Here is a 26,769-nt window from a genome sequence, read left to right as displayed (position 1 = left end):
GAAATCAGACGTAGGGTCAAACCTACCGGGGGTTCGAATCCCTCGCTATCCGCCACATTACAAGAAACCCGCACCAGCTGCGGGTTTTTTATTGCCTAAAATTTATCATCAAAATCAATTTGAGGGATGAGAAGCCCCGCGGTTCGACTAATCGTCAGGAACGATTAGCAACGCCTCTGGCGCCCGAAGGGGCAGGCACAAGGATGTGCCTGAGTGAATCCCGTCCAGTCGGCTCCAAACTGTCAAATATTGTCAATCTGAAACTGTAAGTGTTCATCTATCAGCAATTCAAACTAGATATTTAAATAACCCTGAAGATAGTCAAACCTGTTTAGCCCGAATACAAAATGTCTGGAACATTTTATGCACCACCTCCATGTGGTTCACCTGCTTCTCTGGCCAGCTAAAGCTGTGCTGATTTGTTCCAACAAATCTTAGTGCACCGCCTCTGGCGCCCGAAGAGCTCGGCGCCTTGCGTATAAAGCTTTAATGCTGGAAAGCCAAAACGGACAAGCCATTTAAACCAAAGGACAACGAAAACAAAAACGCAGAGTCGAATACTCTTTTATCGTTTGTCTAATAGTTTCTGTCCCTCTATGGTATTCAGGACACTAATAAAAGAAAATGAATGAATAGGGCAATAGGTTTCCGATTTAATTTTCTAAACCTCTGGAAGTATTTGGCTTATTTCTCTGATATTGTAATATTCAATTCCTAAATTTGTCGTTATGTGGAATTATATATTTCAATGTTGATTTATTTTCGATTAATAATCATGTGGATGCAAAGATGAAAAATATAATAGCTTTTGTTGCGTTGGTGTCTTTACATGCCCAAGCAGAAAACAAGATGCCAGAACAGTTTGTCATTTTGAATCATACCTTGACCACTGCCAACTACGATATTCGTTATGCAACAAACAACAACTTTGTGGGGCGGCGTGTTGATGGCTATAAGGCGCCGTTATGTATTATTGAACGTAGAGCGGCGAAAGCTTTAGCCGTTGTAAATAGTAAGTTAGTGGCAAACCAGATGCGATTGAAGATTTTCGATTGTTATCGCCCAGAGAAAGCCGTAGACCATTTTATGCGCTGGGTGAATGACGATAAAGATCAAATGACTAAAGAGAATTATTACCCTAATTTAGAAAAGTTAGCGCTGAAGGGCGGCTATATAGCAGAGCGATCAGGACATAGTCGTGGCTTTACTATTGATTTAACAATCGAATCTTTGAACAAAAACGGTGAATACAAAGAGCTGGATATGGGGGCGCCTTATGATTTTTTTGATTCCATATCGAATACCCACTCAGATTTAATTACTGAATCTCAATTGGAAAACCGTCTAAAGTTGAAAACAATTATGCTTGAGAATGGTTTTAAAGATTATTCAATGGAATGGTGGCATTTTACCCATAGTGCAGATCCACAGAGCGATTATTGGAATTTCGATGTTGCGCAATAAAAATCGGGTTAAAGGCTGCCAAAAAAGGAATGTGACGTGAAACACCTTGGCTGTAAATGGGCGGTTATTTTATTTGCAATACAGCTGAAAGCCAGTGTTGCAACTGAAATTGATACTGTATTGAATGACATTGCAGTTCAAACATTTTATACCAATGTCATGACTGCAGAACCCGCTATGCCAGCCGATTTGACTCATTCTTACATTAGTTGCCCTGTGGGTGAAAACAGACTTAAAGGTGATTATAAAACAGCGCAACAAGTCGACTATCACGGTAATCATTGGCAACGAAATATTGCTTCTGATTGGCATTATTTTACTGCCCCGAAATCTTTAGGAAGAGTGTTAGCTATTGATTTTGCAAAAACCAGCACTGGATTAGGTTTCCGGTATCTCGCCAATCAAGGCACCTATGATGAGTTATATGAACCTTGGAGCTCATCAAAAATTCAGGCATTTTCTGCAGCAGTCTCAACAATGCGCGAGTTTGGCGTTGGCGCAAATAGTCGGGCAGGAGAGGTGCATCTGGCTGATTTGATAACAAGTGTCCATAGTTATGAGCCCTTTGGAAAAGCAAATGGTGATTCCAATGCCATAGCCACATATTTTTTGAATCTTGTTGGTCGGGATAACATGACTGCGCTGTTTCACGATAAATGGTTGAAACTTAACAACCAAAGTATTCGATTTCGTGGTGCTTATGGCGCAAAAATTTATTCTCCTTCTGACTCTATTTGGTTTGATTTAGATTCACATAAAAAGAGTAAAGCGCCTGAACTTACTCAAAGCAGTGATGATCCGGGTTATCAAAGTTATCGCTGCAAAGACTGTGGATTGACTGGCAATAAACCAATGACAACATTATCACAAGCTGAGTGGTTAAAAAGATTGGCAAGTCATGAGCGCGTAGTACAAACACGTATGCCAAATTTAACATCCAAAGATGTTGAAGTGTTATTTTATGGCACAGGCCATAGTGATCCCCGATATCAAGTTGGGGGCATGTTACAAGGCATTAGTCGCATGTTGTTAGATGCAGTGGCTAAAAACATCACAGATGCGCCTGTTAGCAACAGTAAAATCATCTTAGATAAGGCCACCAAAGGGCAATGGCGAATTTGGCAAAAAATTGGATGGGGTCCCAGCGAAACCCGTGGAACCGGAGAAAACGTTGTTCTCGCCCATGTTTGTTTGCCTGAATATCAAGGCGGCCGAGAATTTACTATTAGCGCACAGACTTCTTACCCAGGAAACGAAGAATTAAGTGTCCATTATGCAGGTCTAAAAATGCAGGTATTACTGGATCAGGCTGTAAAACAACTCCTTAATCCAAGTTTACACTAAGTAGTGTTGCTGTGAGTAGCTTAGGAAGTGTGGACGATTATAGAATGAAAATTAGAGGAAATTTTAATGAGGTATATTTTTGTGAGTATGATGGCGCTGAGCAGTTTTCTGTTGTCGGCTGAAGAGTCTGCGACCTGGCAATCTGACGTGATTGGTGTTGAATACGCTCATTTAGCCCCTGCACATTGGTTAAATAAACTTAAGACTCCCCATAAAGTGTTAATGCAACCAAGTGAGATTATTGAGTTTAATCAGCAGCTAATAGCAAATAATTCCCATGTTGTTGAGCCATTAAATTCTCCTAAGCAGTTAAGTCAAAAAGCCTTGCTCAAAAAAATCGAATCAATCAGTAAAGTCCCTAGTAGTGCCCGATATTTTGTAGATGGTAAAAAATTAAGTTCAGATGATTTTGACCAATATATTGTAAACCTCAATAAAAATGCCGTGAAACCAGTGAACGATATCCAGTTTGCTATGGTTGTCTCTCGTACTGTGATGCGTACATTCCCGACATATGATCGTGTTTTCAATCAGCAGATGGATACCGATTTGGATCGCTTTCAAGAAACCGGAGTGTTCCCAGGCGATACATTGGCCGTGTTACATGAAAGCGCAGACAAAGAGTGGTACCTAGCACAACATTACCATTATTTAGCTTGGATCCCTAAGGAAGCAGTTGCCATTGGCAACAGAGAGGACATTCTTGCCTATCGTGAGGCTAAGTCTTTTGTTGTGGTGACCGGAAGTAAAGTAACCACCAATTATGTGCCAAATCAGCCAAGTGTTTCACAAGTGCAATTAGATATGGGAACACGTTTACCATTAGTGCCTCATACAAAAATGGTGAATCAAATTTATGGCCAAAATCCTTATGCCTCTTATGTGGTTTCACTGCCAGTTCGAGGTGATGATGGAAGTTTAACGTTCAGCAACGCACTTATTGCACGGCATCATGATATGCATGAAGGTTATTTACCCATGACCAGTGAAAATATTATCGCCCAAGGATTCAAATTTTTAGGTGAGCGTTATGGCTGGGGGCACGATTATGACGCACGTGACTGTACCGGCTTTATTGGAGAGATTTATAAAACATTTGGTGTGTTGATGCCCCGTAATTCTGGCCAACAAGGAGCGGGTAAGTACGCTATCAATAATCGTTTTACTAAAGACCAAAGCAGTGCCAGTAAAATGCCAGTAGTGAATCAAATGCAAGTGGGTGATTTAATTTACATCCCCGGCCATGTCATGATGTATATAGGTGAAGATGGCGGTCAACCTTATGTTATTCATGATGTTAAAGGATTAGGGTACAAAGATGCCCAAGGGCAATTTTATCGGGGCACTTTAAATGGCGTATCGGTCACCCCTTTATTACCGTTACAGCTATCAGCAAATAGCAGTTATTTAGACCGCGTTTATAACATTAAACGTGTACGTCTGAATCCAGCCAACTGACAATGAGGTCATCGATGAAAATTAGTCAAATTCGTTTCGCTAAACTGGCGGTACCCCTTATTACCCCCTTTAAAACTGCGATGCGTACAGTGAACAATATTGAAGATGTTGTGGTGCTCGTTGAAACCGCTTGCGGGCAAATTGGTTATGGGGCGGCACCTGCAACCCCGGTGATTACCGGTGATACACATGGTTCAATTATTTATGCCATCGAACACCTGATCAAGCCACAAATTGTGGGCATGGAAATTGAAAATATTAATCAAATATTGCAACGAATTCATGGCTCAATGATAAACAACAATAGCGCCAAAGCAGCGGTTGAAATTGCTATATATGATTTATGGGGCAAGTGGTTAGACAAACCTTTATATCAAGCTTTAGGAGGAGGAGCCACGCAACTTAAGACAGATGTCACTATCAGTGTGGATGGCATTGATAAAATGTTGCAAGATTCCCAGCGTGCGATACAACAAGGTTTTGACATTCTTAAGATTAAAATTGGTAAAGATATTCACATGGATATCGAACGTGTCAAAGCTATCTATCAGGCAGTGGGTAAACAAGTGCAGCTCAGGTTGGATGTCAATCAAGGTTGGACCGCAAAACAAACGGTTTTCGCCCTTGAACAGCTGGATCAATCAGGAGTGCAATTAGAGCTGATAGAGCAACCCGTACCAGCCAATGATATTGCTGGAATGCGTTATGTTACCCAACATGTGTCTACCCCTGTGATGGCTGACGAGAGTGCTTTTTCACCGAAACAAGTGATCGAACTCATTCAAACAGGCGCGGCAGATATTATTAATATCAAATTAATGAAAACGGCAGGCTTAAGTCACGCCATAAAAATTGCAGACATCGCGAGCGTGTACAATGTTGAATGTATGATTGGGTGTATGCTTGAAGGCAGTATTGGTGTGGCTGCAGCCGCACATTTAGCCAGTGCAAAAGCCAGTATTATTAACAAAATAGATCTTGATGGGCCTGCTCTTGGACAATTTGACCCAGTGCAAGGTGGTGTGGATTTCAACGGTGCAACAATAACTCTAAGTGATGGACCTGGTTTGGGCATCGACTCTATTGAGCAATTACAACCATTAGTTAACGGAGTATGGGTATGATAAAGCGAACATTAATAGTTATGGCAACGTCATTACTGGCAGTTGCAAACCTAGGTGCAAAAGACACTATGAATTCAGAGCAGGGTGCGTTTTTAGCTGATCCCGACATTAAGCAAGTAGTAATGGTGATTTCTGACGATTGGGATGCGCAAGTAGCACAACAATACCGCTTTGAAAAACATCATGGTGAATGGAAAGTAATTGGCGACACAATTCCAGTTAATTTAGGCAGAACCGGCTTAGCCTGGGGAATTGGATTACATCCAAAACAAGCGGGTTATCATAAAAAAGAAGGAGACGGTAAAGCCCCAGCTGGCATATTTGATTTTGGTATGGCATTTGGTTATTTGCCTGAAGTCGCAACTAAGATGCCATATTCACAAATGCACGAAAGCAATTATTGTATCGACGTTAATGCATCTCCTTTATATAACCAAATAGTGGACCAAAAGGTAGTGGGAGTGCCCGCTACAAAAGGCTCAACTGAAGCAATGCGCCGAGATCTTTTTAGTCAAGACGATTTATATAAAAAGGGATTGGTGATCCAGCACAACCCAGACAACATAGCGGATGCTGGTAGCTGTATCTTTATGCATTTATGGCGTGGTCCAGAAAGCGCAACAGCAGGCTGTACATCCATGCAAGAGAGTGAAATGGATGCATTGTTAGCCTGGCTCGATCAGCAACAACAGCCGCGATACGTAGCCTTGCCGCAACATGAATACCTAGCCAAGCAAAAAGTTTGGGGACTGCCTAAACTACCTTAATATTGAAGATGTGACAAAAAACTGGCAAGGGTTATAAATATAAAATTTAGCTTCAGATGCCAGTTTTTTGGATTACATAGCGTATGTAAGCACAAGGATACCCAAGGAATTTACGCTAGATTGCTCAATGGGCTGCTGTTAACTGTTTATACCTCTGTGGTGTTGAAATACAAAGAACAAGATATTTGCACCACAGAGAACAGCAACAGCGACTAGAGGTTTCTTCGAACAGACAAGGCACAAAAATAATCAGTATTTTTTATGCGTCCTGATTACGGTATCCGCTGACCGCTTCATTGGTTTTTTCAAGTAACTTTCGACCCTGTCTAGAGGATTGCGTAATGGCGATAAATAAGATATCAATAACAAACTCTTGCGCAGTTCGCGCCAAAATAGAAGATAAACGATGGGATTCATCTTCAGCTACAGAATAGAGTTTTACATCAGCTTGGTCAGATACCGGTGTATCACCATATTTAGTGACACTTATCACCTGACTGCCACTTTTCTTCGCTTGAATAACCACTTGGGCTACTTCTCTGGTTTTTCCTGACTCACTGATAGCAAATACCAGATCATCCTTACCAAAAGTGGCAACATAAGCCAATTGGGCGTGACCGTCTGGCTCTGCAATTGCCGCCATGCCTAACTTTTGTAGTTTGTAGGAGAAGTCTTTGCCTACCAAAGCCGAACCACCTAAACCAGATATTAAAATTCGCTTTGCCGATTTAAGTAATTTAACCGCATTTTCAAAAGCTTCTGCTTCATTTAGATTCTTAGTTTCTGTGAGAACAGCCATTTTACTAATAAGCAATTTCTCAGCAATTTGCGCCAGACTATCACTTAAGGTAATTTTTCCGTGTAGTAGCGGTTCGCCACCTTTATCATTTAATGCGTCAATTACCGCCAATTTAAATGCTGGATAACCTTTGTAACCGAGTTTTTGGGTGAATTTAACCACACTTGATTGACTAATGCTGGCGACTCTTGCGAGCTCACTTGAAGATAAATCACGGATCGCATTTGGAGAATTTAACGTGAAGTCGGCTAACTTGGCTTCACTCCGTGAAAGGGAGCCTCTAATTGCTTTAATTTTTGTAAATGTTGACATTATGCCCTTAAACTCAATTATTATTATATTAGTAATAAATTATTCGCAACTTTATAGCATTAAATATCATTTTGTTGCCAGCAACTTTGCCTATTTATTGCAATTTATTTACACTTTCCAAAAAATACCCTTTTGATACAGCTTGAGCATCACCAGGTAAGACACAATTAAAAAACTAATGGCGAACCCAAGTGACCCATTTATATCACCCAATAATGGTTGGTATAGCGTGTGATAAAGCCAACCTTTTAGGCTAGTGTCAGCAACCGGTATCATGATCAATATACGCGCCACTACCCCTGCAAACATAAAAAAGGCAATGCTATTTGCGCCAAAAACGATAAAGGGGGCTGTCCAATTTTTATGTGAACGCACATCGATAATCCACAATAACCCACCCAATACCGCACAGGCATAACCGCTAGACAATAATACGTAACTAGAGGTCCACAATGCTTTGTTGATTGGAAAATAAAGTCCCCAGAATTCAGCCACAATGATAAACACCAATCCAATGGCCAATAATGCCTTGGATTTGTATTGAGTGGTTTTTGTGGCCAGCATTAACCATTGGCCAACTAAAATTCCAGATAGACAAGTGGCTACAGCGGGCAGGGTACTGAGCAGTCCTTCAGGATCAAAAGCGAATGGGGTGGCTTGTCCATAATACAAATGTTTTCCTGAGAATATAGCGTTGTCAAACCAAGCACTGAGGTTATTACCAAATTCCAGTAGGCCTATGTAATGGTTCCCTGCAGTATCTGAATAAGTGATAAATGTTAAGGCAAGCCAATAGCCAATTAAAATACCTACAAAACACACTACGCGGGCCAAGGTTCGGCAATACAACGCTAGTATGACAGAAATAAAATAGACTAATCCGATGCGTTGCAGCACACCCATAAATCTTATGGAATTGAATCGCTGCTCAAGCCAACTGTAATCGGGTTGGCTAAAGTTGTAGTAAAATAATGCTAGAAACCACCCTAAAAGAATTAACTTAATCATCCTCACGGCAGCATGTTTAATGACTAGGAATTTTGCTGTCCCGCTGCTGAGTTGGCGACTCACTGAAATGTGGATGGAAATACCCACAATAAACACAAAAAACGGAAATATAAGATCAGTGACTGTCCAACCATGCCATTGGGCATGTTTTAACGGACTATAAATATGTGACCAACTACCAGGATTGTTCACTAAAATCATCGCAGTAATAGTGAGCCCCCTTAATGCATCGATGGCGAGCAATCGATGCTTGGGAAGTTGGGCCACAATAGCCTCGCAATGTCGTTGCAGCGCTTTCATACCTATACCTTAGTGAATGCTAATGGGAAGCTTACCTGTAGGCATTAAATTGCCAGTTAGTATATCAGCGATGGCATTGAATGATGTGCCGCTATATTCAGTGACAAGTCTGCCATAATCATCAACGTAGCTGTTAGGGTGCAAATTATACGCAAAGGTCGCTAAAATGGCATCAGCAAAAGGGGCGTATTCGGGAACATTGTAGGGGGCTCTTAAACTGATAAATAAGGTTTGTTTGCCCAAGACTTTTGCTTGCTGGGTTACCGACATTAACCTTGCTGTTTGATCGTCGGAGGACGGGCGTTGTTGCCAACGATTAATGTCATCCATACCACCAAGCTCGGCCATACTTTGGCGTGGCGAGATATCTGCAGATATGATTAAGTCAGCGTTGTTGGCGTCATCCATTAAAGGTGAATTTACGGCACTTGCCATGCTAGTACAGCTAATTGATAGCTCTGCATTGCGACTCTTTAAGGCGAACGTTAGTGCCATACACTTGGTTTTGTCGGGCATATACATATGGATCTTGTTAATTTTTTCCGATAACGGAAACACCCCTTCATTTTTGATATTAACCACAGCGGCATCGGCTAATTGTTGTTCAATATCACGGTGGGCATCATTACCTAAGACCTGTGTTGCTATATCACTGGCCATGTTTACATCATTAGGAATGAGAGCTTGGATCTTAAAATCACTACGTAGTTGTTGAATACGGGTCACAGATTGTACGACTTCTTGTTGATTTAGACGCCCAGACTGAATGGCGTAAGCTACTTTTTTAATGAGACGTTTTAGTTTCTTAAAATCTTTTGGCGACCTTATTGGTAACGGCATTAGTGCAATGTCGGCCCCTGCATCGAATGTTTGGATGACCGCCTCTGTTTGGTCATAATAATGGGCAATGCCAGCCATATTTAAGGCATCGGTTACAATCACCCCCTTAAATCCCATTTTATTGCGTAAATGCTCAGTTAAGATTTTCCGAGACATAGTGGCGGGCAATATAGTGCTACTGCCGTCTTTGGCCTGAAATTCGGTGTCATCTAATTGTGGAAACTGAATATGTGCGGTCATGATCATACCCGGAGCCCCATGCTCAATTGCATGTTGAAAAGGTTTAAGATCCACTCTGTTAATTGTTTCTAGATCATGATCAACCCGTGGTAACCCAGTATGACTATCAACACTAGTATCACCATGTCCGGGGAAATGTTTTAACGCGGCTATTACACCCTGGGCCTGCATGGCACTGGCTTGTGCTAAGCCTAATTCTGCAACTTGCTGAGGGAATTCTCCAAAAGAACGGACGTTAATGACAGGATTTTCAGGATTAACGTTTACATCTACCGTTGGCGCAAAATTGACATTTATACCTAAAGCAGCCAATTCTTTACCTATAATTGTGCCTGATTCGGTTGCGAAGAATGTTCCGTGTTTATCTGCGGTGGCACCAATGGCCATGTTACCGCTGAAACCTGTGCCTAAATGTTTTGGTAATCGCATCACGCGGCCACCTTCCTGATCCACTGCGATAAGGAGGGCAGGGTGACCTTGTGTACTAGCTGCATTTTGAAGATCTTTATTTAACGACACCATCTGCGGGATATCCTGCAGGTTTTCAGCAAATAAAATGACACCACCTACTCCTGTGTCTGCAATCAGTTTGGCTAATGCTTCGGGTAATTTAGTGACTGGGTTGGTACAGCGTTTTCCTTCAGGGAGTTCGTCACAAAAGTAACGGATATCAATCATTAATTTTTGCGCCACTTGATGTTGTAAATGTGGATCCAACGGTTTTAATGTGGCGCAAGAGACAGTGAATAAAATAAAACCCAATATCCACCAATAATTTCGCAACAAATGCCCCATGAGTAATCCTTAAGTACAAGTTAATAAATAGCAGCTAATAGCGATAATGTACCTAACCCAAATATAAATTGATAGTTAGATTATTACTAATATGTGAAATAGTAAGAATTATTTATTACTAAAGCTATGCCTACTATTTGTAATAAATTAGTATTCATGTTGCTAGGGATTATCAGTCATCAATTAACCTTAGTGACATAAGGTCGTAATTCAAAAGCCAAACAACAACAGGAGCAAAAAATGAACCGCAGAACCTTTGTTAAAGCCTCAACTATGGGCATGTTATTAAGTCAGTCATCATTGCTTTTTGCCAAAAATTCAAGTCGCTCCGAAGGGCAATCAATTTTTCCGAAAAGGCTTAAAGAAGGTGACACTATAGTGTTGGTGGCGCCTGCCGGTGCTTTAAATCAGAAAGTTGAATTGGATATTGCAGTAGAGTCTTTTCAAGCCATGGGGTTAAAGGTGCAAGTGGGTAAACATGTGCTGGATCGAGATGGTTATTTTGCTGGTAAAGATGAAGATAGAGCGGCTGATATAAACGATGCTTTTGCCGATCCTACAATCAAAGGCATATTTGCAATACGTGGAGGCTGGGGATGTAATCGCATTTTACCCTTTCTTGATTTCGATTTAATTGCTAAAAATCCCAAAATTTTATTTGGTTATAGCGACATTACAACACTTTTAAATAGCCTATATCAACGTACTGGCTTGGTTTCATTTCATGGCCCAGTTGGGGTGTCTTATTGGGGGCAAGACCAGGCGCAGCAAATGCGTCAAATGATTTTTGAAGGAGGCAAATTTACTATTCAAAATCAACCTGATAAAGATGAAAAAGCCCTGACCCAGCGCAAAAATCGGATCCAAGTCATTAACTCTGGAAGCGTTGAAGGGCGTTTAGTAGGGGGTAATTTAACGGTATTAACCAGTATGGTGGGGACGCCTTATTTTCCTGATATGCAGGGAAAAATATTGTTTTTAGAAGACGTTGATGAGTCAATTTATCGGATAGACCGTTATTTATCTACCTTACAACTCGCGGGAAAACTTCAACAACTGGCTGGGGTCGCTTTTGGTCAATGTACTGACTGTAATCCTGAGAAAGGTTACGGTGGTTTTACGCTATTACAAATTTTGGAACACTATTTTAAACCATTAGGCATTCCAGCGTACATGGGAGGTCAGTTTGGTCATGTGCGAGACAATAATATTTTGCCTGTTGGTGTAAAGGTTGAACTCAACGCCGACCTAGGTAGCTTAAGACTACTTGAGTCGCCAGTAAGTTAGCCACTCAGTAATAGGCTAGCAAGTTTAATATTTAGGCATAAAAAAGTCCTCACATTATGTGAGGACTTTTTATCGCTATCATTTTGATAGATGAATTAGAAAGTCACTATTAATAATCAATACTGACCGACAATTGCACTCTACGTGGGTTGATTAAGTCGCGAGCTTCACCAAATGTATCACTATCTAAAATTGGGTTGTAGTTGTATCCCGTTTGATTATCAAAGACGTTATAGATTTCAGCATTGAAGTTTAGGTCTAAATCATCCGTTAACTGGAATGTCTGTGCATAGTTCAAATCAAGTTGCCAATGACTAGATTCACGGCGGCTACCAGCGTGTTCTGCATAACGAATGGTATCACTAGAATAACCATAAGCTCCGCCATCCCAAGCTTCCCAAACATCGCCTGATTGATACACAAAGTTAAAGCCAATATTCGCATTCCAATCGGTAGTGTAATAACCTAAGGCTTTTAACACATGAGGTTTATCACCGTTTAGGGTACCGTACTTACCATCCCATAACATACGACCCGCACCGTCACCTAAGTTAGATGAGCCGATAAACAAGTTGCCGTCAGAAGCAGTACTAGTGATATCTTGGTCGTAATTACCAAAGTAATGACTCCACACATAAGAGACATTTAAATAGGTATTGTCACCCACATATTCGCCTTCAATGCTCCACTCATAATAAGTGTTTTCAGAGCCGTCCAATTCAGCGATGACATAAGAAGAACCACCTACTTCTGCGCGATAAGCGTCTAAGTCTTCAATGTATAAACCATTTGCGGCTGCTTTGTCAGGCACACCACCAAAAGGACTTTCGTAATTACCTAACAAACGTAGATTGTTAGGTACATCTTCCCAAGCATGAAAGGCTTTACGTTGACGAACGTGAGTGCGTAATAACAGCTCATTTGAAATGGCTTTGGTGGCCCCTATTGTAATTTCATCAGTGCGTCGTGCTTTTAAGTCGTCCTGGAAGAACTTACCCGAAGAGCCAGAAGCAGGGGTATCACTGAGGTAGTTACCGTCTTCATCAAAAAAGACTTGCATGGTTGCTTGACTATTACGGGCCCAAGAAGCTGCTCGAGCGAGTGAGGAAGCCTCTGGATTGTAACTAGCAAAGTTAGCAAAAACGGTGCTACCTTCTTCATAATTCCAGGTGATACCTAAGCGTGGTTGGATCATGTCCAAAAAGTCCAGTTCATACATTTCGTACTTATGGCCCGGCGCTAACTCATATCCTGACACATTGTTGGAATTTTTCTTTAACCCTTGTCCATACAAAGTATCGTTACTAAACATCACACCTAAATTATAAACAAAGTCACCATGAGTAATTTCGTCATTAAATTCAATGTTGATACTTTCTGAAGAAGAAACAATCGGAGGTACTACAGAACCAGAATCTGTTTGTAAACTCATTTGCTGCACTGTTGCTTGGTAATATACTGGCACTGTACCGTCATAATTATCAGGTTGTTCTCCGCCTATGAAACTTATGGCACCCCAACCATTGGATAGACGTGATAACACCTCTTCACCTTCTTTCCATTGCACACCAACATGAATGTTGTGGTAACTATCACCAATTTCCATTTCGTGATCTAGTTTCACTTCAAAGCTAGAACGGCTCCAATCTTGGTTGTTAATGGTAGACCCAACCCCAACCGAACCACCCGCTACTAATTCGCCATCATCACCGATATATCCATACTGTTGGATAAGTGGCAATGCGGCTGCGCTGTCATAATCTGGATTATCTAAACCAAATTCAGGTACATTAAACAAACCCAATGAATCAAGTTGTGATAAATCTAATGAATCACCAATACGTGGGCTAACATTAGGTATCAAATTATCGGGAGAGCTAGCTGAATCATATTCGAAGGTGTTGTATTGAAAGCTTAAAACGGTTTCGTCACTGATTAAATATGAACCATCAAAGGTGAAGATATCTTGCGTAGTAACCGATCCAAGAGACGTAGAATCAGCATCAAATGATCCAACAGATGCGCCTTTATCTATTCGCTCTGATGTACGTAAACTAGCGTTAAGTAACAATTCATCAGTTGGTGCCCATGTTAATTTTCCATAATACTCATCACGTACACTGCTGTAATCTTTGACTGGTCCTCGGCCATTTTCTTTATTTGGCGTTTCAGTCTCGGGACGATAATAGGAGGCATAGAAAAACAATTCGTCTTGAATCAAAGGCCCACTGATGCTAGTGGTGATCCAAGTTTTATCAGTTTCGTAGCTCTCGCCAGTGGTATTGTCTCTATCTGCATAAAGGCTTTTTGGCTGTATTTGATATTTTACGTTAGCGTGAAACTCATTGGTACCTGATTTAGACAGTGTGTTAATAGCCAAACCGCCAGCACGGTTAAATTTGGTGGCTTTAGCGCCCCCCCTATCTATAGTCACACTACCGATATCATGAGTAGAAGGCTCAGATGCTAAGTTACCAAACATAGGTAATGACAAGTCTACACCATCAAAACCATAGGAGTTGTCACGACCCGAACCACCGGCTGTTGGTCCCAATGTGCCATATTCTGAATATTGTACGCCAGGAATAACCGCTAATAAATCGCGATAATTTTGCCCAGTAGGTATATTTTCTATTACGTCTTTTCCTAATGAGTTGGTTAAAGACGCGTTACCTTCACGAATAATTTTTGAAGAAGTAATATAAATAACTTCAGTATTATCTGCAGGAACATCGTTTAGAGCAATGCTCACGTTAGACGTTTGCTCTAAGAATACTTCGGTTGTTGTTTCACGAACTGTGCCATCAGCAGAGGTAAAGGTAATGGTATACTTACCCGGTAACAGTGCAGGAAGCGTGTAACTACCATTCGCTTTAGTAATAGCGGTACGAGGTTTAGGCATAACACTACTGGTTGCGGTAACTGTTACACCCTCTACAGAAACGCCCGCTACTTCAGTGCTCACTTGACCCTTTATGCTACCAGCTTGTTGAGCCATAACTGGAGAACTCATTAATGCCCCTGTCAGTAACAGAGCTGAAATAGAAGCAACCGGAGTCCTTAATGTTTTGCTGACAGCCTGATGTAGGCGCCGTTTTATAAAATTTGTATGTTGTATTGACATGTGTTCTCACCTGTTTTTTATATATTGATAATAAGTGACATTGCTACTAGCTACTAAGAGTTCTGGTACAAACATTCTTTTAAGACCGATGACTTCCAACAGAACACCTATTGTTTACCAAATAATGGGTTATAACGTCAAGAATAAAATTTTCTTTTTATTCAAAGATTTTGTAATAATTTACCTTTTTTGGTCGTAGTGATATAAAATCCGAAACATAACCGCGAGGGTTAGTCCCAGTTATGGGGTGTTTTTATGCTTAGGGTTTGAAATTGGCAGGATGTTTGCGCTAAAAATTTAAATGTAAATAGATATAAATTTGTTGCGAGTATAGTAGATAGTAAATTGTTGATGTTAGTTTAATAGCAGTTTAATTATTCTCAAACGCTATCCAAAAGTGTTTAATTTTTATCAAGGTGAATCTATGCAATTGCATTGGAAAAGAATGTTGGTGTTTGTTGGTATAGGGTGCACCTTGTTGAGTTGTACTTTGCTGCCTATAGAAGAAATGCCATCTCATAACTACAGCCAGCGTATAAAGTTCCTCGTGATGCATTTTACTGCCATTGATTATGAAGAGTCTGTTACCGCCTTGGTTGATGAAGGGGGCTTAAGCGCACATTATTTAGTGCCAGAACATTATGATGCGTCTTATCCTCATGATGAATTAAAAATATTACAGTTGGTTGATGAAAATAAAAGAGCGTGGCACGCAGGAAACAGTTTTTGGCAGGGGCGAGAGGAGCTGAATGACCAATCTATTGGTATTGAGATAGTGAATGTACCAACATGCCAACGAGCGCAAACCACCAGTGACACTGCTAAGGTTGAACATGGCGTGAATAGGTTATGTTTATTCCCTGATTATGACCCTAAACAAATTGAGCTGGTGATTGAATTATCCAAACAAATTATTGCGCGCAACCCAGATATAGGGCCTACCGCTATTGTTGGACATTCTGATATTGCCCCGAGTCGTAAGAATGATCCTGGGCCTCGATTCCCTTGGTATCAATTATATAAAGCCGGAGTAGGGGCTTGGTACGATAACGAGACAATAAACCAGTATTGGCAAATGTTTAATGACTCACCCCCAAGTTTGGCTGTCATGCAAAGTGCGTTGCGAGCATATGGTTATGGCGTAGTTGAAACGGGTCAACTAGATCAGTTAACTCTGGATACTATCTCAGCATTTCAAATGCATTTTTTACCTTGGGCGGTAAACGGACAACCTGACAGTAAAACAGCAGCAGCAATATTTGCCCTGTTAGATAAGTATTTCCCCAAAAAATTACATTGCTTAATGGACCGCTACCAAGCAGAACAAATAACAGAGCCCGTTGCTGCGGTTAACTTAAGTCATGGCCAAATTGACCAAGTATTCCCAGAAGTAAACCGCAGTACGCGGCAACTGGTAAATGACCGCGCTATATTCAAATCCTACAAGGGCAGAGGCGAGATTATCATTGATAATATTGATGCTGAGTCGGCGGATCTATTTGTTAATGGCCAAAAACTCAATGTGACCTTGCCTTTAAAACCATATCAACGTTATCAATATCAGTTGTCACGACGTACTCGCAATGGTGACAATACCTTACGAGTGGAAAATATCTTGCCTGAAGGGGCAAGCCTTAATATTCGGATCCCTTATCCCACTTTAAAAGATGCCAGCGCTAAACATCATAAACGATTTTCAGCGGTGGATAAGTTGATCATTGACGATATTAATCAAGGCTTTCCTGGTGCCGTTTTGATGGTGATTAAAAATGGAGAAGTAGTCAAACATAGCGCCTATGGATCAGCCCGGCAATATGCTGATGGTGGGGAGTTATTGTCAGATCCTGTGCCAATGACCACAGACACAATTTTTGATTTAGCTTCCAATACTAAGATGTTTGCCACTAACTTGGCATTAATGAAGTTAATGAGTGAACAAAAACTTGATGTGACTAAGCCCCTTGTTTATTACATGCCAGAATACCGCGGAGAAGGTCGTGAATCGCGACTGGTTGAAGACTTACTTACTCACAGTGCAGGGTATGCGCCTCAAGTACGCTTTTTTACTAAAGATAATAAATTAGGACCGCGTTTTTATTCTCAAAATACCGAGCGCACTAAACGTTTATTATCCACCAAAGTCCCTTTTGCTGTTGGCCGCAACGCCAAACGAATGTATAGCGATACGGATTATATGTTACTGGGAATGTTAGTCGAACGTATCACTGATATGTCGCTTGATAGTTATGTAGAACAAGAAATTTATAAGCCACTGGGCTTAAACAACACCCTGTTTAATCCTTTACAAAAAGGCTTCAGTAAACAGCAATTTGCCGCCACTGAAATTCATGGAACCAGCCGCGGGAAACGGGTGGAATACGAGAATATTCGCACTTATGTATTACAAGGTGAAGTGCATGATGAAAAGGCTTTCTATTCTTTAGGGGGAGTAGCGGGGCACGCTGGGCTGTTTTCAACGGCGAAAGAACTGGGGGTATTAACCCAATTGTTATTAAACCGTGGCGGTTATGGTGCAAAACAATTGTTTACACAAGGGGTACTCGATCAATTTGTCAAACCTGATGAGGGCGATGGAAGCTTTGGTTTGGGCTGGAGGCGCGCCAGTAATGGCAAGATTAAATGGCATTTTGGTCCTTACGCAAGTCCGTCTGCCTATGGACATACAGGTTGGACTGGCACTGTTACTGTAATTGATCCTGAACATGATTTAGCAATTATCCTCTTAACCAATGCTCGTCATACCCAGATTGTAGGTGATGATAAACATTACGAATTTGCAGGTAAGGAATTCGAGACCGGTAAATATGGCAGTGTGATCTCATTGGTTTATGAAGCCGTGTTGAATAACTGAGCAAAAATATGAATGAAAACCATTGTCCTAGAGGTCACTGTTAGGTCCTGATACACGGATTAAAAGCCTTGTATCAATAAACATCTGTATTTATCCGTACTAAACCTTGCCAACGCAGGAGTCACTTAGAACAGGTAACTTGTTGATTCTTGGTGTAAATGAAAAATATTTTTTGAAATAAATTATTATTAATTTGCATCTTATTATGAATTGTATATTCTAATTGGTGTATAAATCTGAGCTATATAGCATCGTACTTTGGAATAAATTTAAATAAGGCGTATCTTTATGGGGGCACAGTTTGCTCTTGCTGATTGGATTGTATTTGCCAGTTATGTTGGATTACTTTTGATTACTGGTTGGTATTTCAATCGTCAAAAGTCAGCAAATACTAAAGATTACTTTTTAGGTGGTAACCAAATGCCAGTCTGGTTAGTTGCCATTTCTGTTTTGGCTACTTCCCAATCTGCCGCTACCTTCCTTGGAGGTCCAGATCAAGGGTATCGCTCAGACTTGTCCTATTTGGCCACCAATATTGGTGCGTTTATCGCGGCAATATTGGTGATGCGTTATTTTATTCCTCGTTTTTATCAAAACAAAGTCTCAACTGTTTACGAGTTGCTAGAAATTCAATTTGGCGAGTCAGCCAAAAAACAAGCGGGCTGTTTATATTTATTTGGTCGAATATTTGCCAGTGGTGCTCGTTTGTACATGGCCGCCATTGCCGTTTCAATGATTTTGTTTGGCGATATTGTGGCCAGCAGTGTGGTTTCTGCAACCTTTATATTAGTTGCCGTAGGACTGGGATATTCAGTTATTGGTGGCATAAGAACTGTTATTTATAGTGATGTGATCCAATGCGCTGTGTATATCACTGCTGCCTTTTTGGTGATTTATTTCTTGTTAGTTTCTATTCCTGCTGACTTTAGTCAAATTTGGGCCGCTTTGGATAATCCGGGTGTTGGCGAAAAGTCTAAGTTGACTATATTTAATTGGGATCTGGATTTTACTTCGGCCGGCGTATTCAATATGTGGTCAGCCCTGACAGGTTTTGTTCTATTAAATATTGCCGCTTTTGGATTAGACCAAGATATGACGCAGCGAGTGTTGACCTGTAAAAATGCCAAAGAAGGTGGTCGTTCTCTCTTATTGTCAGTTGTGTTGGTGATCCCAGTGATGCTGCTTTTTATTACTATTGGTTTATTACTTTACGTATTTTATCAACGTCCTGACTTGATGTTGGGTGGGGAAGCGGGGGCTGTGAATCAGACATTTTCTGGAGAAAAAGTCACCATTTTTATGTATTACGTGCTGAATGAAATGCCTGCTGGGGTGCGAGGGTTTGTAACCATAGGTGTCATTGCTGCAGCATTGTCTACCTTAAACTCTGGACTAAATTCTATGGCATCAGTGCTAGTGCAAGACATCTATCGCCCTTGGACCTTGAAACGTAAAAAACAGCATTCAGATAAACACTTCGTACGGGCAGGGCAGATTGCGATGGCCGCTGTAGCGGTAGTTTTAGGTGGAATGGCCATTCTTTGTTATTTTTGGCAACAATTTAGCGACACTCCCTTATTGGCGTTTGCCTTAAGTGTCATGGTCTTTTCTTATAGTGGCTTGTTGGGCGTATATGGTGCAGCACTTTTCACAAAACGTGGCAATAAAACCACTGTTTTACTGGCACTAATATGTGGCTTCTGTGTCCCCTTAATTTTTCAACCCTATATTATCCAAACGCTATTGCCAGAACAGCATCATTTTGATTTAGGATTTACTTGGCAGTTATGTATTGGAACCTTTATTTCATTTTTAGTGTGTATTTCAGGTAAAAACCATCATGATGCACAGCAACTCTCTAAGGTGAGCGTTTAATGTCTTGTCAATATATTATTGGTGTCGATGGCGGAGGCACAAAAACTTACGGTCGCATTCAACATTTGCAAAGTGGTGAACAGTTTGAGGTGAAAGGGGGTCCTTCTTCCTTAACCAATGACTTTGAATCTGCATGCGAGACTATCATCTCTATTTTGCTGCAACTTATGGCTAAATTTGACTGCCCCGCTGAGCAAGTATCTGTGGTCATTGGTGTGGCAGGTGGAGGTGTTGAGCATCAAGCCGAGAAATTGCAGCATGTGATACCCATTACCTTTGGGGCATTAAATGTATGTAATGACGCAAAAACTTCTTTGTATGGTGCAAATCATGCGGCTCCAGTGTCTGTTGTGGCCCTTGGAACAGGATCTGTGGGGGCGCGTTTAGATGCCGATTGTAAAGAATATTACTATGGTGGTTGGGGTTTCCCTATTGGTGATGAAGGCGGCGGTGCGCAGCTAGGTTTAAGCGCGGTGCAGACTTTATTAAATGAATACGATAACGACGGTATGCCAACTAGTCTGCTATCTCAGCAAGTGTTAGCGCAGATTGGTAAAACCCGAGAAAATGTGGCTAATTGGTTGCGTACAGCAACGCCAAAGATGTTTGCAACTATGTGTCCTATTGTTTTTAGTTTGGCTGAAAGTTGCGAAGCGGCGAAGCAAGTGCTGCGTAAACATACTCTTGCTTGCGAGTCGTTGATTTTAACCACTAGAAAAGATTCGTTATCCCCAGTTGTATTATTGGGTGGTTTAGCCGAACCAACTCTTAAATATTTATCTCCTAGTATTGCTAAGTTTTGCATTTTATCTTCAGGTACTGCCCTTGACGGTGCCTGTATATTGGCAAAAAACAATTGTGAAAATGTACCTTTAGTACTGGATGATGAACAAATTGTGGCACCCTTAGAGTTTACCAATACAAGTGATCTTTCTTTGTTAAATCAATTAAATAACATGATATCGGAAGGGCGTAACCCAGATACCATGGACATTGATTTGATGGACAGTAAACAGATCCTAACTCAGATTAATAATGAAGACCGAAAAGTCCCTTTAGCGATAGAGAAATGTATTGAACCCATTAGCGAAGCAGTTGATGCAGTTGTTGAGGCCTTTAAGTTAGGCGGACGTCTAGTTTATATTGGCGCAGGAACAAGTGGACGTTTGGGGATCTTAGATGCCGTGGAATGTCCTCCCACTTTTAGCATTCCTTCGGAACAGGTAGTGGGTCTTATCGCTGGTGGCAATAAAGCGATTCTCAAGGCTGTTGAGGGAGCGGAAGATGACCCTGTAATGGGCGTTGATGATCTCAAGAATATTCAATTCACTGCTAAAGATGTATTAGTGGGAATTGCCGCCAGTGGTCGCACGCCTTATGTCATCGGCGCCTTGGATTACGCCAAAGGATTAGGGGCGAAAACCGTTAGCTTAAGTTGTAATCCTGGTTCTGAAATTGCCAAACATGCAGACATTTCAATTTGTCCAATAGTGGGACCAGAGGTATTAACCGGATCAACCAGAATGAAATCTGGCACCGCACAGAAGCTGGTTTTAAATATGATTACTACTGCGAGTATGATCCGCTCTGGTAAAAGTTATGAAAACCTAATGGTTGATGTAAGTGCCAGTAATAAGAAGTTATATATGCGTGCCATCCGTATTGTGATGCAAGCCACACAAGTGGACGCCTATACCGCAGAACAAGCGCTGAAGAAAACTAACTTTATGGTAAAGCTGACTATCCTGCACATTCTAACGGGTGTTGATCCTCATAAAGGGCGAGAAATATTAGTGCAAAATGAAGGTTTTTTGCGTCGCTCTGTGGCGAGTTTAAATACCTAAAGCCAGTGACATCAAAGTTATCTGAGCGTTACAAAATTGAGTGAAAACATGAAACAACAGTTTATCCCTAGTATTTCTATGGTCCTTAAGTCAGCCATTATTGCAGTCACAGCTATGTGGTGTGTATTACAAAATAATGATGCTATGGCAAAGACTATTGATGTGTCTCAAGTTGGTGCAGCACAAATGGCGGCCTACTTTCCCCAGCTTCAAGGTAAAAAAATTGGGGTAGTGGTGAATCAAACTTCAACGGTTGATAAGGTGCACTTAGTTGATTTTTTGCGCAAACATCACTTTAACGTCACCGCTATCTTTGCTCCTGAGCATGGTTTTCGGGGAAATCACGGTGCAGGCGAGATAGTGAAGTCGAGTATCGATCCTGTTACAGGTATTAAAATAATCTCCATTTACGGCAAAGATAAAAAACCTGCAGATGAAATCATGTCGCAACTTGATGTGATTATTTTTGATATCCAAGATGTAGGTTTACGTTTTTATACCTATATAAGCTCTATGCATTATATGATGCAAGCGGCAGCAGAAAACAACCTTGAGTTTTTAGTCTTAGATCGACCTAATCCCAATATGGCTTATGTGGATGGACCAATACTCGAGGCCCCATTTCGTTCGTTTGTGGGTATGCACCCGATCCCCATCAGTCACGGTATGACAGTGGGTGAATTAGCGCAGATGATCCTTGGTGAAGGTTGGTTGAGTATTGAATCGAAGCGACCTGAATTTGAGTATTCCTTAAAGTTAACTGTTGTTCCTGTGAAAGACTATCAAAGGCAAGATGAATACATATTGCCCATTGCGCCTAGCCCTAATTTGCCTAATGCACAAGCAATTGCCTTGTATGCATCATTATGTTTATTTGAGGCAACACCAGTGAGTATTGGCAGAGGCACGGAGTTTCCATTTCAGGTGGTGGGCCATGATAAAGTGTCTATTGGTCAATTTCAGTTTACCCCAGTGCCAATTCGCGGCGTGACCAGTCATCCGAAACTTCAAGATATACAAGCCACAGGTCAAGATCTAAGAAACGCGAGCATTCATGGATTTGATTTGCATGTTTTTTATCAGTGGTTTCAGGCCTTTCAACAACAAGGAAGTACGTTTTTTGAAAGAGCTGCATTTATGGATAAATTAAGTGGTACAGACAAGCTCAGAAAAGCCATGTTAGCAGGTGAGTCACTTGAGTCTATCGAATCCTCTTGGCAGGCAGATTTAGTTGCTTTTAAGGAGCAGCGAAAACCCTATTTGTTGTATAACTAATAAAACCTGTAAATGAGCGACCTAAGGGTAATAGGTTGCTATCAACAACGGCCTTTTCAAACTATTCACCGTCATTATGTGTTTGTTTAGTATCTTCAAGTGTAAGCAACTTGCACTTGAGGTCCAAACTTAAATGCATTTTTTGACTGCAGCTAATCGCTTGTAATCTTATTTAACTCATTGATAACTAGCAGTCACTAGTTTCTGCAATTTACACCCTTACTAAAACCTGTCAATTGCACCTCTGAAAGTCATTTATTAGACTAAAAACCCCCCTTGCTTGGTCGAACAAATGGTTAAAAGTTAACCTAACAAAGGAGTAATGACGAGTTTCAGTATGGTTTTGCACGGTAATCCTTTATGCTCTGGGTTATAGATAGTATTGTTTATAGATAAATATGCACCTCCTCAAAGGAAAAAACACACAATCTGAGATTGATAAAGGTGTCACTGAGATGCCACTTAACTGTCGTTGTGGTGGTAAGCCAAGTAAACCTATGGCTATTGCAGATTGTAAAAATAGATGGGTTGTTCGATGTCAGATTAAACAATGTTATGCATATAATATTGGGCAAGGATTAGCTGACACGATCCAAGGTTGGAATAGACTCAGTACACACTTTTACCGTTAGAATTAAAGAGATCTTGCCTTGATTAAACTGCTATTAGTTGATGACCATGAATTAGTCAGAACGGGAATCCGTCGTATTTTAGAAGACGTAAGCGATTTTATTGTTGTTGGCGAAGCCACCAATGGAGAAGACGCCGTTAAATTTTGCCGGAATAATGCGCCAGACTTAGTCTTAATGGACATGAGCATGCCAGGAATTGGAGGCTTAGAAGCCACTAAACAAATTTTACGTTTTTCTGAAAATACTCGGGTCATAGTGTTATCTGTACACAAAGAAAATCCTATTCCTGCAAAAGTGATGCAAATGGGGGCCTTTGGTTATTTAACCAAAGACTCTGACCCTGAAGAAATGATTAAAGCCATTTATAAAGTGTCTGCGGGGCAAAAATATGTGTCGCCCGACATAGCCCAGCAGATTGCTCTTGGGCAACTCAACTTAAACGACAGTAATCCTTTTGATCAATTGTCAGAGCGTGAGCTTGAAATTACCTTAATGTTAACTAAAGGTGCAAAAGTACCCGATATCGCGGTATCCCTAAACATCAGTGCTAAAACTGTGAATACCTATCGTTATCGTATGTTTGAAAAACTAAAGGTAAGCACCGATGTAGAATTGACTCACCTTGCATTGCGAAATAAATTAATATCTTCTGATCATTTGTAAATTTAGCCATTGTAATGAGTATGAGTGCAGGCGAACCCTTCGACTACCAAGGCTTTCTTAAAAACCTGACTAACCAACCGGGTGTTTACCGGATGTATAATCAGAAAGAAGAAGTGATTTATGTAGGCAAAGCAAAAAACTTAAAAAAACGTGTTGCGAGTTATTTTCGTAGCAATGTTGATAGCATTAAGACTCGCTCACTGGTTAAACAAATCTGTGAAATGGATGTCACTGTGGTGCACAGTGAAGCCGAAGCCTTCATTCTTGAAAATAACTACATCAAAAAATACAAGCCTAGGTATAACGTGCTGCTTAGGGACGATAAGTCTTATCCCTTTATCTTTTTATCTGCTCATACACACCCAAGATTAAGCAACCATCGCGGCCCCAAAAAACTTAAAGGTGAATATTTTGGCCCTTATCCGAGTGCATGGGCGGTGCGTGAGAGTTTGCGCACTATGCAACGTTTATTTCCAATTCGCCAATGCGAAGACAGTTATTATCGGGCGCGAACTCGTCCTTGTTTGCAGTATCAATTACAACGCTGCGCTGGGCCTTGTGTTGAAGGTTTAGTGAGTGATGAAGAGTATTCACAGCAAGTGCAATTTGCACGCTTATTTCTAAAAGGTAAGAATAAGCAAGTGATCGACTCTTTGGTTGGCAAAATGGAACAAGCCAGTGTTGAATTACGATTTGAAGCCGCTGCCCGTTATCGTGATCAAATTGGTGCTTTAAATAAGGTGCAAGAACAACAATGGGTCAGTGGCAATCAACAAGAGATGGATGTATTTGGTTTTGCCTATCGTAATGGCATTGCCAGTATTCAAGGCTTGTTTATTCGCGATAATAAATTGCTTGGTAGCAAAAGTTTTTACCCAAAAGTGCCCGCAGAGTCGAGTGAAGCCGAAGTATTCCAATCCTTTATTTTACAATTTTACCTTGCTGGTAATAAAGTTATACCACAGCAAATTGTGATCCCCTGCGAATTAGAGGAACAAGCCGCCATTGAAGCACTGTTAACCAAAGAAGCCGGTCGTAAAATTCAGTTCTATAAAGGCGTACGAGACGAAAAACGTCGTTATTTAGACTTAGCCAACACTAATGCCGAAACAGCCTTAGAATCGCGCCAAAGTCATCAAAAGTCGGTGTTTGCCCGTTATATTGAATTGGAACAAATTTTAGAGTTTGAACAGCCCATACAACGAATGGAATGTTTTGATATTAGCCATACCTCTGGTCAACAAACTGTGGCCTCTTGTGTGGTGTTCAACAGAGAAGGTCCCTACAAAACCGACTATCGCCGTTACAATATCGAGGGAATCACTCCTGGAGATGATTACGCTGCCATGGCGCAAGCACTGGAACGTCGCTATCGCGATGTCAAAGATCACAGCAAGATACCCGATATTCTTTTTATCGATGGTGGCAAAGGACAACTTGCCCAAGCAGAAGCCTACTTCGAGGATTGGAAGCCAGATAAAAAACCCACATTAATAGGTGTGGCAAAAGGCAGTAGTCGTAAGGCGGGGTTAGAAACGTTGATATTGGCAGGCAGTCACGCCACTATTCCTATGGCAGGGGATTGTGCAGCATTACATTTAATTCAACACATTCGTGATGAAGCCCATCGTTTTGCAATTGCGGGGCACAGGCAAAGGCGTCAAAAAGAAAAAACTACCTCTAAGCTCCAGTCTATTCCCGGTGTAGGGGCAAAAAGAAGACAAAGTTTACTTAAGTACATGGGCGGCTTACATGGCGTATTGCAGGCAAGTAAAGGGGAAATTGCCAATGTGCCGGGTATCAGTGAAGAACTCGCAGAGATTATTTATGAACATATTCACAATTGAGCTTTGAAATAATCCACCGCATGTGGGTTAATAGCCTTGTTTTAGAGCCTTAACAGATTACAGGAAATACAAAGATTAAATGTGGACTATTCCTAATATCATTACCATTGTCAGGGTATTGCTTATACCCGTGTTTGTTGTTGTTTATTTTTTAGAGTGGAAATGGGCGCATCAAGCGGGCGCGTTTATTTTCTGGTTTGCCGCCATAACCGATTGGTTTGATGGCTACCTTGCAAGAAAGTTAAATCAAAGCACTGCTTTTGGCGCGTTTTTGGATCCGGTGGCCGACAAACTGATTGTTGCAGCTGCACTACTGCTCATTACCCATAGTTACGATGATGTTTGGATAACGATCCCGGCTATATTATTAATGTCTCGGGAAATTTATATTTCTGCTTTGCGTGAATGGATGGGGCAACAAGGTAAACAAGATCTCGTTAAAGTGTCATTTGCGGGTAAAGCTAAAACCATGGCACAGATGTTAGCCTTAATTGGTTTATTGTCAGAAATGGAATATTTCATTGGGATCAGAATTTATTGGGTGTCTTTGGGATATATTTTATTATATTTTGCTGCTGTGCTGTCATTTTGGTCGATGCTGGTTTACACCAAAGCCGCATGGGACGATCAAAAAAATGCGTAGTTCGACATTAATTTTGGTGGTTTTGATTAAAATTAGCGCGTTTAAGTCAAAATTCAATCAGTCAGTTCAAAAACCTAATTTTTATTGTTGACACATAATACTTTGAATGTAGAATGCAGCCTCAGTTTTAGGGAGTCAGGCGAAACACTAGCAAGACAACTTAATATGAAACAAGTTAGCAATAACTTAAAGAAGTAAAAAATGCGGGAATAGCTCAGTGGTAGAGCACAACCTTGCCAAGGTTGGGGTCGCGAGT

The 26,769-nt window shown here is 41.0% G+C and carries 18 protein-coding genes and 1 pseudogene; 15 read left to right on the top strand and 4 right to left on the bottom strand.

Going from position 1 to position 26,769, the window contains the following annotated elements:
- Positions 1 to 789 precede the first annotated feature (789 nt).
- From AAC000_RS22845 to AAC000_RS22825, 5 genes are all read left to right on the top strand, one after another.
- Positions 790 to 1,464 (top strand): M15 family metallopeptidase, encoded by a 675-nt coding sequence (locus AAC000_RS22845; protein WP_339726189.1) that lies wholly within the window; start codon positions 790 to 792, stop codon positions 1,462 to 1,464.
- Between the two features lie 36 nt (positions 1,465 to 1,500).
- Positions 1,501 to 2,808 carry a hypothetical protein gene (locus tag AAC000_RS22840; RefSeq protein ID WP_339726188.1) on the top strand — a complete coding sequence of 436 codons (1,308 nt, stop codon included), beginning with the start codon at positions 1,501 to 1,503 and terminating at the stop codon, positions 2,806 to 2,808.
- Positions 2,809 to 2,874: 66 nt separating this feature from the next.
- Entirely contained in the window at positions 2,875 to 4,266 is a 1,392-nt protein-coding gene (locus tag AAC000_RS22835; protein WP_339726186.1) for an SH3 domain-containing protein, read from the top strand.
- Positions 4,267 to 4,280: 14 nt separating this feature from the next.
- Positions 4,281 to 5,390: a dipeptide epimerase gene (locus tag AAC000_RS22830; protein ID WP_339726185.1), complete on the top strand. Its 1,110-nt coding sequence runs from the start codon at positions 4,281 to 4,283 to the stop codon at positions 5,388 to 5,390.
- Complete coding sequence (locus tag AAC000_RS22825) at positions 5,387 to 6,157, top strand: hypothetical protein (RefSeq protein WP_339726184.1); 771 nt, start codon at positions 5,387 to 5,389, stop codon at positions 6,155 to 6,157. The genes AAC000_RS22830 and AAC000_RS22825 overlap by 4 nt, the downstream gene beginning before the upstream one ends.
- A 259-nt stretch (positions 6,158 to 6,416) precedes the next feature.
- On the opposite strand, the gene AAC000_RS22820 is transcribed toward AAC000_RS22825, so the two are convergent.
- From AAC000_RS22820 to AAC000_RS22810, 3 genes are all read right to left on the bottom strand, one after another.
- Complete coding sequence (locus tag AAC000_RS22820) at positions 6,417 to 7,268, bottom strand: SIS domain-containing protein (RefSeq protein ID WP_339726183.1); 852 nt, start codon at positions 7,266 to 7,268, stop codon at positions 6,417 to 6,419.
- Positions 7,269 to 7,376: 108 nt separating this feature from the next.
- Positions 7,377 to 8,576, bottom strand: a complete 1,200-nt coding sequence (locus AAC000_RS22815; RefSeq protein WP_339726182.1) for a DUF5009 domain-containing protein — start codon at positions 8,574 to 8,576, stop codon at positions 7,377 to 7,379.
- Between the two features lie 9 nt (positions 8,577 to 8,585).
- On the bottom strand, positions 8,586 to 10,451 hold the full coding sequence (locus tag AAC000_RS22810) for a glycoside hydrolase family 3 protein (protein ID WP_339726181.1): 1,866 nt from the start codon (positions 10,449 to 10,451) through the stop codon (positions 8,586 to 8,588).
- Between the two features lie 240 nt (positions 10,452 to 10,691).
- Here AAC000_RS22810 and AAC000_RS22805 point away from each other — a divergent pair, with 240 nt between their 5' ends.
- Positions 10,692 to 11,738, top strand: coding sequence for an LD-carboxypeptidase (locus AAC000_RS22805; RefSeq protein WP_339726180.1), 1,047 nt, complete (start codon positions 10,692 to 10,694; stop codon positions 11,736 to 11,738).
- 109 nt (positions 11,739 to 11,847) lie between these two features.
- Here the strand turns inward: AAC000_RS22805 and AAC000_RS22800 are convergent, their stop codons facing one another.
- Positions 11,848 to 14,862: a TonB-dependent receptor gene (locus tag AAC000_RS22800; RefSeq protein ID WP_339726179.1), complete on the bottom strand. Its 3,015-nt coding sequence runs from the start codon at positions 14,860 to 14,862 to the stop codon at positions 11,848 to 11,850.
- A gap of 424 nt (positions 14,863 to 15,286) precedes the next feature.
- Here AAC000_RS22800 and pbp4b point away from each other — a divergent pair, with 424 nt between their 5' ends.
- The 9 genes and pseudogenes from pbp4b (at position 15,287) to pgsA (ending at position 26,513) form a co-directional block, all read left to right on the top strand.
- Positions 15,287 to 17,734: a penicillin binding protein PBP4B gene (gene pbp4b / locus AAC000_RS22795; RefSeq protein WP_339726177.1), complete on the top strand. Its 2,448-nt coding sequence runs from the start codon at positions 15,287 to 15,289 to the stop codon at positions 17,732 to 17,734.
- A gap of 288 nt (positions 17,735 to 18,022) precedes the next feature.
- Entirely contained in the window at positions 18,023 to 19,609 is a 1,587-nt protein-coding gene (locus AAC000_RS22790; RefSeq protein WP_339726176.1) for a sodium:solute symporter, read from the top strand.
- Positions 19,609 to 20,358 (top strand): annotated as a pseudogene (locus AAC000_RS22785) (BadF/BadG/BcrA/BcrD ATPase family protein); the annotation flags it as partial. The gene AAC000_RS22790 and the pseudogene AAC000_RS22785, both read left to right, overlap by 1 nt.
- A gap of 147 nt (positions 20,359 to 20,505) precedes the next feature.
- Complete coding sequence (murQ, locus tag AAC000_RS22780) at positions 20,506 to 21,453, top strand: N-acetylmuramic acid 6-phosphate etherase (RefSeq protein WP_339726193.1); 948 nt, start codon at positions 20,506 to 20,508, stop codon at positions 21,451 to 21,453.
- Between the two features lie 114 nt (positions 21,454 to 21,567).
- A complete protein-coding gene (locus AAC000_RS22775; protein ID WP_339726192.1) occupies positions 21,568 to 22,728 on the top strand; it encodes a DUF1343 domain-containing protein in 1,161 nt (386 codons plus the stop codon).
- Between the two features lie 398 nt (positions 22,729 to 23,126).
- On the top strand, positions 23,127 to 23,360 hold the full coding sequence (locus AAC000_RS22770; protein ID WP_339726175.1) for a hypothetical protein: 234 nt from the start codon (positions 23,127 to 23,129) through the stop codon (positions 23,358 to 23,360).
- 18 nt (positions 23,361 to 23,378) lie between these two features.
- A complete protein-coding gene (uvrY, locus tag AAC000_RS22765) occupies positions 23,379 to 24,023 on the top strand; it encodes a UvrY/SirA/GacA family response regulator transcription factor (protein ID WP_339726174.1) in 645 nt (214 codons plus the stop codon).
- Positions 24,024 to 24,043: 20 nt separating this feature from the next.
- Positions 24,044 to 25,870: an excinuclease ABC subunit UvrC gene (uvrC, locus tag AAC000_RS22760; RefSeq protein ID WP_339726191.1), complete on the top strand. Its 1,827-nt coding sequence runs from the start codon at positions 24,044 to 24,046 to the stop codon at positions 25,868 to 25,870.
- 79 nt (positions 25,871 to 25,949) lie between these two features.
- A complete protein-coding gene (pgsA, locus tag AAC000_RS22755; RefSeq protein WP_339726173.1) occupies positions 25,950 to 26,513 on the top strand; it encodes a CDP-diacylglycerol--glycerol-3-phosphate 3-phosphatidyltransferase in 564 nt (187 codons plus the stop codon).
- Positions 26,514 to 26,769 lie beyond the last annotated feature (256 nt).

It is taken from the genome of uncultured Paraglaciecola sp. (assembly GCF_963977085.1).
Classification (GTDB): Bacteria; Pseudomonadota; Gammaproteobacteria; order Enterobacterales; family Alteromonadaceae; genus Paraglaciecola.
Note: the sequence above shows the minus strand (reverse complement) of the source record. Positions and strands in the feature narration are given on the sequence as shown.